The sequence below is a fragment of the Mycolicibacterium stellerae genome, from assembly GCF_003719305.1.
In the GTDB taxonomy this organism is placed as follows: Bacteria; Actinomycetota; Actinomycetes; order Mycobacteriales; family Mycobacteriaceae; genus Mycobacterium; species Mycobacterium stellerae.
This window is the reverse complement of sequence record NZ_RARC01000001.1, coordinates 498,096-512,182: the sequence shown is the minus strand read 5'-3', so window position 1 is coordinate 512,182 and position 14,087 is coordinate 498,096. Positions and strand designations below refer to the sequence as shown.

At 66.3% G+C, this 14,087-nt stretch carries 10 protein-coding genes; 6 read left to right on the top strand and 4 right to left on the bottom strand.

Annotated elements, in window-relative coordinates; all coding sequences use genetic code 11:
• Nucleotides 1-3: 3 nt before the first annotated feature.
• Complete coding sequence (locus D6M19_RS02460) at nucleotides 4-3,177, bottom strand: AAA family ATPase (RefSeq protein ID WP_123023535.1); 3,174 nt, start codon at nucleotides 3,175-3,177, stop codon at nucleotides 4-6.
• Complete coding sequence (locus tag D6M19_RS02455; RefSeq protein ID WP_123023534.1) at nucleotides 3,174-6,353, bottom strand: ATP-binding protein; 3,180 nt, start codon at nucleotides 6,351-6,353, stop codon at nucleotides 3,174-3,176. Before D6M19_RS02455 ends, D6M19_RS02460 begins: the two co-directional genes overlap by 4 nt.
• A 163-nt stretch (nucleotides 6,354-6,516) precedes the next feature.
• Between D6M19_RS02455 and D6M19_RS02450 the strand changes: the two genes are divergently transcribed.
• The 6 genes from D6M19_RS02450 (at nucleotide 6,517) to D6M19_RS02425 (ending at nucleotide 12,199) form a co-directional block, all read left to right on the top strand.
• Nucleotides 6,517-7,596 carry a CaiB/BaiF CoA transferase family protein gene (locus D6M19_RS02450; protein ID WP_123023533.1) on the top strand — a complete coding sequence of 360 codons (1,080 nt, stop codon included), beginning with the start codon at nucleotides 6,517-6,519 and terminating at the stop codon, nucleotides 7,594-7,596.
• 50 nt (nucleotides 7,597-7,646) lie between these two features.
• Entirely contained in the window at nucleotides 7,647-8,090 is a 444-nt protein-coding gene (locus D6M19_RS02445) for an SRPBCC family protein (RefSeq protein WP_123023532.1), read from the top strand.
• Between the two features lie 108 nt (nucleotides 8,091-8,198).
• Nucleotides 8,199-9,116 carry an LLM class F420-dependent oxidoreductase gene (locus D6M19_RS02440; RefSeq protein ID WP_123023531.1) on the top strand — a complete coding sequence of 306 codons (918 nt, stop codon included), beginning with the start codon at nucleotides 8,199-8,201 and terminating at the stop codon, nucleotides 9,114-9,116.
• Nucleotides 9,117-9,153: 37 nt separating this feature from the next.
• Nucleotides 9,154-9,879 carry a GntR family transcriptional regulator gene (locus tag D6M19_RS02435; protein WP_123023530.1) on the top strand — a complete coding sequence of 242 codons (726 nt, stop codon included), beginning with the start codon at nucleotides 9,154-9,156 and terminating at the stop codon, nucleotides 9,877-9,879.
• Nucleotides 9,880-9,932: 53 nt separating this feature from the next.
• Nucleotides 9,933-11,486 (top strand): NCS1 family nucleobase:cation symporter-1, encoded by a 1,554-nt coding sequence (locus D6M19_RS02430; protein ID WP_123023529.1) that lies wholly within the window; start codon nucleotides 9,933-9,935, stop codon nucleotides 11,484-11,486.
• Nucleotides 11,483-12,199, top strand: coding sequence for an aspartate/glutamate racemase family protein (locus D6M19_RS02425; RefSeq protein ID WP_123023528.1), 717 nt, complete (start codon nucleotides 11,483-11,485; stop codon nucleotides 12,197-12,199). The genes D6M19_RS02430 and D6M19_RS02425 overlap by 4 nt, the downstream gene beginning before the upstream one ends.
• Here the strand turns inward: D6M19_RS02425 and puuE are convergent.
• Both puuE and alc read right to left on the bottom strand, forming a co-directional pair.
• Nucleotides 12,181-13,086, bottom strand: coding sequence for an allantoinase PuuE (gene puuE, locus D6M19_RS02420; RefSeq protein WP_123023527.1), 906 nt, complete (start codon nucleotides 13,084-13,086; stop codon nucleotides 12,181-12,183). The two genes, D6M19_RS02425 and puuE, sit on opposite strands and share 19 nt — an antisense overlap.
• Complete coding sequence (gene alc, locus D6M19_RS02415; protein WP_123023661.1) at nucleotides 13,083-14,045, bottom strand: allantoicase; 963 nt, start codon at nucleotides 14,043-14,045, stop codon at nucleotides 13,083-13,085. The genes puuE and alc overlap by 4 nt, the downstream gene beginning before the upstream one ends.
• Nucleotides 14,046-14,087 lie beyond the last annotated feature (42 nt).

Genomic DNA, 14,087 nt, shown 5'->3' with positions numbered 1-14,087 from the left:
CCGTCAGAGCCCGCCGGCCATCGACTCCGCCCAATCGATGTGCCCTTCATAGCCAAGCGATTCCGCCATGGCGCGATAGCGAGTCACCAACTCGCGGTAAGCGACATCGTCGCCGAGAGCACGGGCCATAAGCGCGCGCAACCGGAGCAGTGTGACGTCGCGAATCGCCCAGCGGTCACCGGCGCGCACGCGCGCCAACTCGTCTATGGCGTCCTGGGCCTGGGTGATGTCGCCTTGGTCGCCGCGTTCCAACAGCGCCTCCGCCAGAACGGCCATCGCGTAAACGCCGTATCCAGGACGCTCCGACAGCGGCAGATCGTGCACGGCTTTGCGGATGACCGTGATGGCCGCATCTCGGTCGCCACGTCTGAACGTCTCTTGGGCCGCCCACACCTCGGTGATCGGGACCAGTGAAGGAACACGCTCGCGCTGCCACGTGCACGCCTCCAGCAACAGCTCATATCCGCGAGAACGGTCCGCGACGTTGTCTCGATTCAACAGTATGGCGCCCAACTCATACTGCGCGAAAAGCAGTGCCATATCACCGCTTTCCGCTTGCGCACTCTGCAGGACCTCTTCGCACGCTTGCAGCGCTGAGTCGTCGGCTCGGAGTACGCCGAAGAAGATCCCCCCATAGCACCAGCCGGTGACCAACGCCCGAGTTGTCGCGTCGCTCGTTCGCGCCATCGCGAGAGCTTCGCCGAAGTCTCGCCTCCACCCGGGACGGCCCAGCCACCAGTGGGCAACGCCGCGGAACGCCAGCGCGAGTGCAAGGGGAGACCCGATACCGAAGCCCGCACCTTTGGCAGGGTCGCCGTCGGTGAGTTCGATGACGGTCTGCGACCACCGCAGGAGCTCACCGAACTCGCCTGCGTCGTACCAGTTGATGAACGGCACGAACATCAACCCGACGGTCAGGTTCGGATCACCGATCGACTCCAGCAGCGCCATCTGTTCGGATGCCAGCCGTGAAGCTTCGAGCATTCGCCCGCTGTAGTTGAGCTCGCTGGCCTTTCCAGTCATGCCAATGGCCAACGAGACCTTGTCGCCTGACGCCCTGCACAACTCGCGCAGCTCCTCGAAGCGACCTCGGTCAGGCTGAAAGTCTTGTGCTTGAAAATCTGTGGCGCACAGCATTGTTCGGGGAGCTGTGCGCAGTACCAATTGGGCGGGGTCGTCGGCCGGGAGCGAGTCGGCGATGCGGCATGCCCGCTCCCAGCTGACCCGCGCGGCGCCGACGTTCCGGATGGCCGACCAACCGGCTGCACGCATGTGCCACCCGTACGCCGCATGCAGATCACCCGCGGACTCCAGGTGCTCGGCAACCAGCGCCGCGTTTTCCTCGACCGAGGCTGGATCTCGCTCCTGGATCACCACGGCAAGGCGTCGGTGCCATTCGGCGCGATTGGACTTCAGCTGCGATTCGTAGGCCACCGCTCGAACAAGCGGATGGTGAAACGCATACTCGGCGTTGGGGCCGAACCGTTCCTGATCGATCAACTCGGCGTCCAACAGCTCGTCGAATACAGGGTCGATCCCCAGCGCGGTGAGCAGGTCGACTCCGAAATGGGCGCCGATTACCGACGCGGCGGTCAACGTCTGCTTGGCTGGAGCGGTCAGCCGGTCGATGCGCGCCTCGATGGCCGCCTGCACCGTTGCAGGCACGTCGACATCGGCGACGTCCGTCCGACAGACGTAGCCGCCGCGCTCTCCGATGAGCACCTCGCGCTGCACCAACTCGCGCACCATCTCCTCGGCGAAGAACGGGTTGCCCGCTGCCCGGTCGGCGATGACAGCCGCCAACTCGGTGATCGAACGGTCCGAACCGAGTAGCTCGTAAAGAAGTTCCCCGATGGCCGAATCACTCAGTGGGGCAAGCGCGATCGTCTGCGCGCCGCGCACCCTGCTCAGCGCTCCGCTGTACTCGGGGCGAGACGTGATCAGCACCGCCGATGCGGTGCGTGGGACCACCGTCAAGAACTCGGCGAGCATTGACTCGCTGACCGCGTCGACCCAATGCGCGTCCTCGATGATGAAAAGGGCCGGATCGGAGCGCGCCATTTCCGCGGTTTTGATCAGGGCGGACAGTCGCCGCCGCCGCGCGTCTGGATCGATCTGCGGCGACGGTATATCGGGGTCGGCGATGCCGAGCAGATCATCAAGCAGCAGCAGATCCTCCGGGTCGGCATCGGCGAGTTGCTCGCGCACCCGCGCGCGGGCGGAATCGTCGTCGAGTTCGAGAAGGCCGGTGCCCGAGCGCAATAACCGTGCCACCACTTGGAAGGGGATGTCGCTGGCGTGCGACTCGCAAAACGTCCAGTGCACGTCGACGCCGCGGGCGGCAGCGGAAGCTGCGGCCTCTCGTGCCACGCGGCTCTTGCCAATGCCCGGCGGGCCGACGACATTCACGACCCCGCCATGGCCACCGATGGCCCGCTCCACGATGGCGTCGATGGCCGCCATCTCCCATCGCCGACCGATCAGGGTTGTCTCGGCGCGACCGACCGGGCCGTTGCGCGGACCGGCTGCCAACAACTTTCGCACCCGCACCGGTTCGTCGGAGCCCTTGACGAGCACCAATTCCGGCTCTGCCAACACGGCCAGGTGCTCGACCAGCCGTGCCGTCGAGTCCGACATCAGCACCCCGCCGGGCGGTGCCACCGACTCCATCCGCTGGGCCATCCCGACGTGCGTGCCGGTCGCGGCGTAGCCCAACGATCCAGAGCCGATCTCACCCGCAATCACCTGGCCCGAGTTCAGACCCACCCGCACCTGCAGCATGACGCCGTCTCGACGCTCCACCTCGGCCGCCAGCCGCTGCGTTTCCTCCTGGACGGCCAGTGCGGCAAGACATGCGCGAAAGGCGTGGTCTTCCAACGCGATCGGTGCTCCGAACAGGGCCATCACCCCGTCGCCGGTGCGTTCCAGAACTCCGCCGAAGCGGCGTACCACGACCGCCATGCGCTCCACCAGTTCGGTGATGATCTCGCGCAGCCGCTCGATATCGACGGCGGCCGCGATGTCCATGGAACGCACCACGTCGGCGAACAACACCGTCACCTGCTTGTATTCGGCCGATTCGGCGGAACGCGCTGTCGGGACACCGCACTCGTCGCAGTACTTGGCGTTCTCCCGCAGGCCGGTGCCGCACGACCCGCACGCGGCTGCCGCCGTCATGCGCCCTCGCGCATCGTCTCGGCCCAGTCCGTATGTCCTTCGAAGCCAAGCGCCTCCGCCGTTTGGCGGTACTGATCCCGTAGGTGTGCATGGGCACCGGCATCGCCGCGTGCCCGCGCCAGCATCGTGCGCAGCCGCAGCAGGGTGATCTCGCGCATCGCCGTACCGTTGTCCGACAGGCTGGACAACCGGTCGATTGCCTCTTGAGCTTCTGTCAGGTCGCGCTCGGTTCCACGTTCCAGCAGGGTTTCCACGTGAATGCCGGTGCCCCACAAGCCATACGCGACCCCTCCTGCCTGGCTCAGCTCTCCGATGGCCTTGCGGGTCACTGGTATGGCAGCGTCGCTATCGCCGAGCCTCGCCTTCTCCCGGGTGATCCACAGCTCGGTGACAGGGACAAGGAATAGGACACGCTCACGCAGACATACGGCGCGGGATTGCTCCATCAACTCCAACCCTCTGCGCCGGCCGGCTTCAGCATCTCGATTCAGTAGCGCGACGCCAAGTGCGTACTCGGCCAAGGTCAGTGCGAGATTGTTGCTGAATCCCGACGCGGCGTGCACCGCCTGCTCGCTCGCGCGAAGTGCGGATTCATCCGCCCGCAGCACCCCGTACTGAATCCCCAGCCCGTAGGTCCAGGCGACGACACCGGCGAGGGTCGCCGCGTTGCTGTTCCGGGCCATCGCGAGCGCGTCGTGGTTATCCTGCCGCCATCCGTGGCGGCCCAGCCATGACCGAGCTACACCGCGCCACGCCAACGCGGCGGCGAGCGGTGATCCAATGCCGAAGCCGGCGCCTATGCCGGGGTCACCGGCGGCGAGGTCGATCACGGTTTGCGACCAACGTAGGAGCTCACCAAATTCGCCTGCGCTGAACCAGTTGGCGAACGCTGCGGGCGCCAGCCCTACGGTCAGGGTGGGATCGCCGATGGTCTCGAGCAGTGCCATCTGCTCAGAGGACAGTCGCGAACCCTGCGCGCGCCCGGAGTAGAGCAGATCGATTGCCGCGCCGGTCATGCCGATGGCCAGCGAGACCTTGTCGCCGGCCGCGCTGCACAGCTCGCGCAGATCCGCAAAGCGCCCCTCCCTTACCGTGTCAGCCCGGGCTTGCCAGTCGGTGACGCACAGCATGGTCGTGGGCGCGATGCGCATCGACAGTTGGCCGGGATCGTCGGCAGGCAGAGCGTCGGCGATTCGACGTGCCCGATCCCAATTGACTCGGGCAGCGTGGGTGTCGCGGTCGGTTGACCATGCGGCAGCGCGCATGTGCCATCCGTACGCCCCGTGTAATTCTCCGCCCGCCCACAGATGCTCTGCGATCAATGCGGCATTCTCTTCCAGCGCATCGGGCTCACGCCCTTGAATCGCGCAGGCGAGGCGACGATGCCATTCGGCCCGATCGGATCTCAGCTGTGATTCGTAGGCCACGGCGCGGATCAGCGGGTGATGGAACGCGTACTCGGCGGTGGGCGTGAAACGCACCTGATCGATGAGCTCGGCGGCGAGCAGCTCATCGAATACCGGGTTGATATCCAGTGCGGCAAGAGGTTCGGCCTCGAAGCGGAGCCCGAGGACCGAGGCTGCGTTCAACGTCCGCTTGGCCGGACCGCTGAGCCGGTCGATGCGCGATGCGATGGCGGCCTCCACTGTGCTGGGCACACTGACCTCAGCGACATCGGCGCCACACGTGTAGCCACCGATCTCGCCGGCCAGCACACCGCGCTGCGCCAATTCGCGCACCATCTCCTCGGCGAAGAACGGATTTCCGGAGGCGCGGTCAGCGATCACCGCCGAAATCTCGCTGACCGACGGGTCGCAACCAACCAACTCGCCGATCAGCGCCGCGGTATCCGAATCACCCAGGGGCGCAAGGGCGATAGCCTGGGCGCCGCGCAGCCGAACCAGCGCTCCCTGGTATTCGGGTCGAGACGTGATGAGCACCATGGCCGGCGTGCGCGGCACGACGGTGAGAAAGTCGGACAGCATCGATTCGCTGACGGCGTCGATCCAGTGCACATCCTCGATGACGAACAGCGCGGGTTCCGTTCGCGCAAGCGAAGTGGTGTTGATCAGCGCGGTCAACCGCCGTCGCCGTGCACCTGGATCGACCTGGGGCAGGGGCACATCGGGGTCGGCGACGCCGACTAGGTCTGCGAGCAGCAGCAGGTCCTCTGGGGCGGCATTCGGCGGCATCGTGGATCGCAATCGCGCTCGCGCAACTTCGCCGTCGAGGTCGGCAACGCCGGTTACCGCTCGCAGCAGCCGCGATACCGCATAGAACGGGACGTCCCGAGCATGCGATTCACAGAAGGCCCAGAACACCTCTACTCCTCGGCCTGACGCGAGTGCCGCGGCTTCGCGGGCCACCCGACTCTTGCCGATACCCGGCGGTCCCATCACGTTCACCACTACGCCGCGGCCTGCGATCGCGCGATCCACGATGGCGTCCAGCGCCGCCATCTCCCACCGCCGGCCGACGAGGCTCATCTGCGCGCGCCCGACCAGCCCGTCTCGTGGGTTGGTCGCCACCAATCGGTACGCGAGAACAGGTTCGTCTGCGCCCCTGATCTGCACCCACTCCGGATCGCTCAGCGTCACGGCATGCTTGACCAGACGCGCGGTCGACTCCGACAGCATCGCCCCGCCGGGGGGTGCCACCTGTTCCATCCGCTGGGCAAAGCCGACCGTCTTCCCGGTCGCGGCGTAGCCGAGCGACCCCGAGCCGATTTCGCCTGCGATGACCCGACCCGAATTCAAACCCACCCGCACCGCAAGCACGAAGCGGTCGCTGCGCTCGACCTCGTCGGCCAGCTGCGCCAGATCCTCCTGGATCGCGAGCGCGGCCGCGCACGCGCGGAACGCGTGATCCTCCAAGGCGACCGGCGCGCCGAACAAGGCCATTATTCCGTCGCCGTTGTACTCCACGGTGCCGCCGTAACGACGCGCCACGCCGGCCGCCCGTTCCACGAGCTCGGTCATGATTTCGCGCAGCCGCTCGATATCGAGAGCGGCCGCGATGTCCATCGAGCGCACCACGTCGGCGAACAGCGCCGTCACCTGCTTGTACTCGGCAGCATCGACTGGTCCAACGAGCTGTGACCCGCAGTTGTCGCAGAATCTTGCGCCGGTACGTGGTTGGGCTCCGCACGACCGGCACACCGCTGCTGTTGCCGTCACTGCAACCCCCGCCGAATCTGCCGCATCGCTGCCTGCGTTATCGGACGAGCGTACGGTTCCCGCGCACGCCACTGGGCTGAAGTGACCATACTGACGCGCACGTTACTAGGGAGCGTTTGAAGGCGCCTTTGAACAGCAACGTCCGCTAGTAGTCTCACATCGCGTGACCAGCACGGGACCCCTCGCAGGGGTGAGAGTGATCGAACTCGGCGGCATCGGGCCTGGCCCGCATGCGGCGATGATGCTCGCCGACCTCGGCGCGGACGTGGTTCGCGTGCGCAGGCCAGGCGGGCTGACGATGCCCGCAGAGGACGTCGACCTGCTGCACCGCGGCAAGCGCATCGTCGACCTGGACGTCAAGAACCAGCCGCAGCTGCTGCTTGACCTCGCGGCCAAGGCCGACGTGCTGCTGGACTGCTTCCGGCCGGGCACCTGCGAGCGGCTCGGCATCGGGCCCGACGACTGCGCCGCGGTCAACCCACGGCTGATCTTCGCCCGGATCACCGGGTGGGGCCAGGACGGGCCGCTGGCGATGACGGCGGGCCATGACATCAACTATCTGTCGCAGACCGGTGCGCTGTCGGCGATCGGCTACCGCGACCGGCCGCCGGTCGCCCCGCTGAACCTGGTCGCCGACTTCGGCGGCGGCTCGATGTTCGTGCTGCTGGGAATCGTCGCCGCGCTATACGAACGGGAGCGGTCCGGCACCGGCCAGGTGATCGACGCGGCGATGGTCGACGGCGTCAGCATCCTGTCTCAGATGATGTGGACGATGAAGGCGACCGGCAGCCTGCGCGACGAGAGGGAATCGTTCCTGCTCGACGGCGGTGCACCGTTCTACCGCAGCTATGAGTGCTCCGACGGCAAGTACATGGCCGTCGGCGCGATCGAGCCGCAGTTCTTCGCGCAATTGCTGACCGGGCTCGAATTGTCGCCTGACGATGTGCCGGGTCAACTGGAAATCGCCGGCTATCCGCAGATGCAGAAGATCTTCACAGAGCGGTTCGCGGGAAAGACGCGCGACGAGTGGTCCGAGATCTTCGCGGGCAGCGACGCATGTGTGACGCCGGTCCTGACCTGGACGGAGGCTGCGTTAAACGAGCACCTCAGGGCACGTTCCACCGTTGTGGACAACGACGGCGTCGAGCAGGCCGCACCGGCGCCGCGGTTCTCGAGGACACCGGCCGGCCCCGTCGGCACACCACCGAAGGGCACCACCGCTCTCGACGAAATCGGGTGGTGACTTACCGCGTTGGCCGTCGCCATCTCGGTAACAGGATTAGATTTGCCAATGTGGCTGTTCGAGCATCGCGCGAAGTCGTCGTCGCCGCCCCTCCCGAGGCGATCCTCGACGTGCTCGCCGACATCGAAGCCGTCCCCACGTGGTCGGCGCTGCACAAGAGCGCCGAGATCCTCGACCGTCATCCCGACGGGCGCCCACATCACGTCAAGGCGACGCTGAAGATCATGGGGATCACCGACAAGGAGATCCTGGAATACCACTGGGGCGACCGCTGGATGGTGTGGGACTCCTCGCAGACGTTTCAACAGCGCGGGCTGCACGGCGAATACAACCTCACGCCGGAGGGTGAGGACACGACGCGGGTGCGTTTCGACATCATCCTGGAACTGGGCGCGCCCGTGCCCCATTTCCTCGTCAAGCGGGCCAAGAAGATGGTCCTCGACGTCGCGACCGAAGCACTGCGCGATCGCGTCATGGCAAACGGATCGCCCTAAACGGTTGTGACAGTCCGGCCCGACGGCGAGATCGGCAAGCATTGAGATCCGTGCGATTCGATCGCCCGACCGAGGAATTGTTGCCGACAGCGGCCGGTTGCTCGAAGTATGCCGACCGGAGTAATGCTCGCCGAACGCACGAACAGTCCCAATGTTGTCGATGATTTCGTCGACCAAGCGCGCCGCGCCCATGAGGTCGGGGTCAGACAGGTGTGGCTGGCCCAGCGATTCGACCACGACGCGCTGGCACTGGCAGGGCGGGTCGGTGCGGCCGTGCCGGGGTTGGGTGTGGGCACCTTTGTGGTGCCGATCAACCCGCGGCATCCGCTCGTCGTCGCGTCCCTTGCGCAGACAGCTCAGGCCGCATCGCACGGCAACTTCAGCCTCGGCCTTGGGCTGGGCGCCCACGAACCAGAACGCCAGGCGTTCGGCACCGCGTGGCCCAACACGATCGGGCGCCTGCGCGAGCATTTGACCGTGCTGCGGTCGATCTTCGACGAGGGGGCCGTGGATTTTCACGGCGACGAACTGACGGCGAGCCCCGCCTGGCCGGTGGCGGTTCCCGGCGGAAGGCCGATCCCGATCTATGTGGCGGCGATGGGCCCCAAGGCGCTGCGCGTCACCGGCGAATTGGCCGACGGCACACTGCCTTACCTCGCGGGGCCCCGGACGATCGCGGAGTTCATCGAACCGACGATCGCAAAGGCGGCGGCCGATGCGGGCAGGCCGAGCCCGCGCACCATCGCCGGGGTTCCGGCGTTGGTGACCGACGACGCCGACGAAGGGCGAAACTTCGCCGCCGAGCAATTGGGTTTCTACGAGAGCATCCCGTCGTATCAACGGGTACTCGCCCGAGAAGGTGTGCAGAGCGCCGCCGAGCTCGCGGCGGTCGGGCCTGCCGAGTCAGTTGTCCGCAAGCTCAAGAGCTACCTGGACGCCGGCGCGACCGATGTCGTGCTCAGCCCGCTGGATCGCTCGGACGACGCCGAGCGCGAATCGCTGTGGGCGGTCGCCGCTTCGCTGTAGCAACACGGGCGAAACAAACGCTGCTTACCGTGTCGGGATGCCGTCCCGACGACGCTCGGCGCTGGTCGAGAAGCTGGTCGTTGACCAGCCCGGCCGGCCGCAGCACGCGATCCTCGACGAGCTGCGCCGGGTCATCCTCGATGGGGCGGTGCCGCCGGGCACCGCCATCCCGTTGGCCGACGTCGCCGATCTGTTCGGCGTAAGCCAGATTCCGGTACGCGAGTCGCTCAAGACGTTGATCGGGGAGGGCCTGGTCTCACACCGCAGCAACGCCGGCTATACCGTCGCGCAGCTCACCCCGCAGGAACTGCGCGAAATGTACATCGTCCGTGAGACTTTGGAGGCGGCGTCGCTGGCCGCCGCGATCGCGAATGCGAACGACGAGGACCGTGCGGCCGTCCTTGCCGCCAACGACGTCCTTGCGCAGGCGATCCGCGATGACGATCCGGTGACCTTCCACCGGCAGAGCCGAAACTTCCATCTCGCGCTGACCCGACCATCGCGGATGCACCGGCTGCTGCACATGCTCGAGTCGGCGTGGAATGTCACCGAACCGGTGCAGTCGATGGTGCACGTCAGGCCTGCCGACCGCGCCGAGTTGCACGCCGACCACTGTTTGATGCTCGACGCGTTCGTCGGTGGCGACGTCGAACAGTTGCTCACGGCGGCCGAAGTCCATGCTCAACGGCTCAACGCCGTCATCGCGACGCTGCCAACCGACACCGGCCTGCTGGTGTCGGGAGATATATCTTCGGCGCAATAGGCAGGAATTTCGCAGGAAACAGCGGCGCAATACGCCGTCGATAACTTCCGCGCATGACGGACATCGACACACCGCAGACCACAAGGGATCTTCCGCCAGGCGCCGTCGTCGGTGCAGGCGACGTGGCCGAAGCCTCCGGCCACCCGGTCGGCGGCGGCCTCATCAAGGCGGGCTACGACCCGCGGCTGACCAACGAGGACCTGGCCCCGCTGGCCAAGCAAACCTGGACCTCCTACAACATCTTCGCGTTCTGGATGTCCGACGTGCACAGCGTCGGCGGCTACGTGACGGCGGGCAGCCTGTTCGCCCTCGGGCTGGCCAGCTGGCAGGTGCTCGTCGCGCTGCTGATCGGGATCGTCATCGTCAACTTCTTCTGCAATCTGGTGGCCAAACCGAGCCAGGCGACCGGGGTGCCATATCCCGTGATCTGTCGCAGCGTCTTCGGCGTGCTTGGCGCCAACATTCCGGCCATCATCCGCGGCCTGATCGCCGTGGCCTGGTACGGCATTCAGACCTACCTGGCGTCGGCGGCCCTGGATGTGGTGCTGCTCAAGCTGTTTCCCGGACTGGCGCCGTACGCCGATGTGAATCAGTACGGATTCCTCGGTCTGCCGCTGCTGGGCTGGGGCAGCTTCATCGTGCTGTGGATCCTGCAGGCCTGCGTGTTCTGGCGCGGCATGGAGGCGATCCGCAGGTTCATCGACTTCTGCGGCCCCGCGGTGTATGTGGTGATGTTCATCCTCTGTGGCTATCTGATCTGGAAAGCCGGCTGGGGCGCAATCGATCTCAACCTCGGCGAGGTCACCTACACCGGCTTCGAGTCCGTCCCCGTCATGCTGGGCGCCATCGCGCTCGTGGTGTCGTATTTCTCCGGCCCGATGCTGAACTTCGGTGACTTCTCTCGCTACGGCAAGTCGTTCGACGCGGTGAAGCGGGGCAACTTCCTGGGTCTGCCGGTGAACTTCCTGGTGTTCTCCTTGCTGGTGGTCGTCACCGCGTCACTGACCGTGCCGGTATTCGGCGAACTCATCACCGATCCGGTTCAGACGGTGGCACGCATCGACTCGACGTTCGCGATCGTGTTGGGCGCCTTGACGTTCACCATCGCCACCATCGGCATCAACATCGTCGCCAACTTCATCTCGCCCGCATTCGACTTCTCCAACGTCAGCCCTCAGCGGATCAGCTGGCGCGCGGGCGGCATGATCGCCGCCGTCGGCTCGGTGCTGATCACGCCGTGGAACCTGTACAACAACCCCGAGGTGATCCACTACACCCTGGAGACCCTCGGCGCCTTCATCGGTCCGCTGTTCGGTGTGCTCATCGCCCACTACTACCTGGTGCACAAGCAGAAGGTGATCATCGACGACATGTTCACCCTCGATGAGAACGGAACCTACTATTACAAAAAGGGTTACAACCCGGCGGCGGTGATCACGACGATCGTCGCGGCGGTGGTCGCGGTGATTCCGGTGCTGCTGGGCGGCTACGTCGTCGGCATGCACACGGCCGCCCAATACAGCTGGTTCATCGGATGCGGCATCGGCTTCGGGCTCTACTATCTGCTCGCCACCCGCGGCAAGATGGCGGTGGCGCCGATCCCGTGACGAGGATCTGGGTCATCAACCCGAACACCACCGAGGCGATGACCGCCACAATCGAGCGCTGCGCTCTGGCGGTCGTCGCCCCCGGCACCTCGGTCACCGGCATCACGCCCAAGAGCGGGCCGCCGTCCATCGAGAGCCACTACGACGAGGCGATGAGTGTGCCGGGACTGCTTGCCGCAATCCGCAAGGGCGAGGATGAGGGCGTCGACGGGTACGTCATCGCCTGCTTCGGCGACCCCGGCCTCGACGCCGCCCGCGAGGTGGCGCGCGGCCCGGTGATCGGCATCGCCGAGGCCGCGATGCAGACCGCCAGTCATCTTGGCCGTGGTTTCAGCGTGGTGACGACGTTGGCGCGCACCATCGGACGCGCAGAAGAGCTCGCCGAACGCTATGGCATGCAACGGTTCTGCCGCGGCGTCCATGCCTGTGAGATCCCGGTGCTCGATCTGGAGGCCAACCCCGACGCCCGCAAGGTCGTCACCGAGGCATGTCGGGAAGCGGTGGAGGCCGACGGATCCGATGTGCTGGTGCTGGGCTGTGCAGGCATGGCCGATATGTGCGCGCCGATCTCGACGGAGTTGGGTGTGCCTGTGGTCGACGGGGTGACCGCGGCGACGCTGACCGTGCAGTCGCTGGTGACGATGGGGCTTGGCACGTCAAAGCGCGGTGAGTTCGCTCCGCCGCCGGAGAAGGACTACCCGCCGGGCGGGTGAACGCGGCGCCAATGCTCGGCGATCTCGATCCGTCGGGCCAGCCACACCGAGTCGTGGGACTGCACGTGGTCGAGGAACCGCTCGAGCCCCCTTGTCCGGGCCGGCCTGCCTGCGAGCCGGCAGTGCAGACCGACCGACAGCATCTTCGGACTGCCGTCGCGGCCTTCGGCGTAGAGGACATCGAAGGCGTCGCGCAGATGGGCAAAGAACTCGTCGCCGTTGGAAAAGCCTGCGGGAGAGGAGAACCGCATGTCGTTGGTGTCGAGCGTGTAGGGCACGACCAGGTGGTCGGAATCGTGAACGCGCACCCAGTATGGCAGGTCGTCGGCATAGGAGTCCGAGTCATAGACGAAGCCGCCGTGCTCGACGACCAGCTCGCGGGTGTTCGGCGAGTCGCGTCCGGTGTACCAGCCCAGCGGCGCCTGGCCGGTGAGGTCGCACAGGATCGCAACTGCCTCGGCCATGTGCATGCGCTCGGTGTCACGGCCGATCAGCTGGTAGGACTTCCACCGCAGGCCGTGACAGGCGATCTCGTGGCCGAGCTCGCCGAACGCGGCGACCGCCTCCGGGTTGCGCTGCATGGCGCGGGCCACCGCGAAGATCGTGAGTGGGATCTGACGTCGTTCGAAAACCCTTAGCACTCGCCATAATCCGGCACGCGAGCCGTACTCGTACAACGACTCCATACTCATGTGCCGGTTCGGGAAGGCTTCTGCTGGTGTGATCTCCGACAGAAATGCCTCGGAGGCGGGATCCCCGTCGAGCACCGTGTTCTCGGCGCCCTCTTCGTAGTTCAGGACGAACTGCACGGCGATCGCGGCGCCGTTCGGCCACTTCGCGTCCGGCGGGGTGCGGCCGTAGCCGACCATGTCGCGGGGATACGTCATGCCAATTCGCCGAACAGCCGGAGCCGAGCCATTCCGCCGTCGGGGTAGATGTCCAGTCGTGCCTCGGAGATCACCGCATCGGTCTCGACGGCGAACCGGTGCCGGGTGTCGGCGAGCAACTCGGTGCGCGCCAGCAGCTCGACCCACTCGCCGTCGACGGTCCGCCCTGTCAGCCGCGCCGCGCCTGGGCTGTTGCCGATGAAGTAGGACGTGTCGAGCTCGGCCATCTGCACCTTGCCGGGCCCGGCCAGCTTGATGTGCACCCAGTCGTTGCCGTCGTCGCGGCGCCGAGCGGTCTCCCAACCGTCGCCCATCACGTTGGCGACGCCGGGGAAGATGAGGTTCTGCGGGGAACTGTAGAAGCGGTTCGAGCAGTCCAGGACGAGGCCGCCGTTCTCGAGGGCCGCCAGGTCCAGTCCCGGCACCTCGGCGAACCTGCGGTCGGGACGGCCCTCGCCGTGTACGCGGAACCGGGCCACCCCACCGTCGGGATAGATGCTCAGTCGCACATGCGTCCAACGCTTTTCGGATGTCACCTCGAACGGGTTGCGGGTATCGCCGTAGACCTTGGCTCGCTCGATGATGGTCTGCCAACCCGAGTCACGGGCGAGGTGCTCGGGGCGCGGATAGCCGTCGACTTCGATAGCTTCCACCGAAACCTCGGGCGGATAGTTGCCCTTGAAGAACGCGGTGTCGACGACGACGCCGCGGATCACGCCCGGCACGCCAAGTCGCACGATCGCCTCATCGTGACCCGGTTCCCGTCTGCGGCGGGTCTCCCATCCGTCATAAATCTGGCCCTTGTGGCCGAACGACGCGGGCTGATACGTCGCGGGACCCTGGTTGATCAGGTTCTCTTTCTCCGCGAATGTCTCATCGTTGGCCCAGATCACCGCGCCGCCGAGTGGGCGAAGGGCGAGGTCGGGCAGCCAGGTGAAGTCCGGTTCCGATTCCGCCATCCGACCATCGTCACAGATGCGCGCGATCGGAGCGCGCCGAGT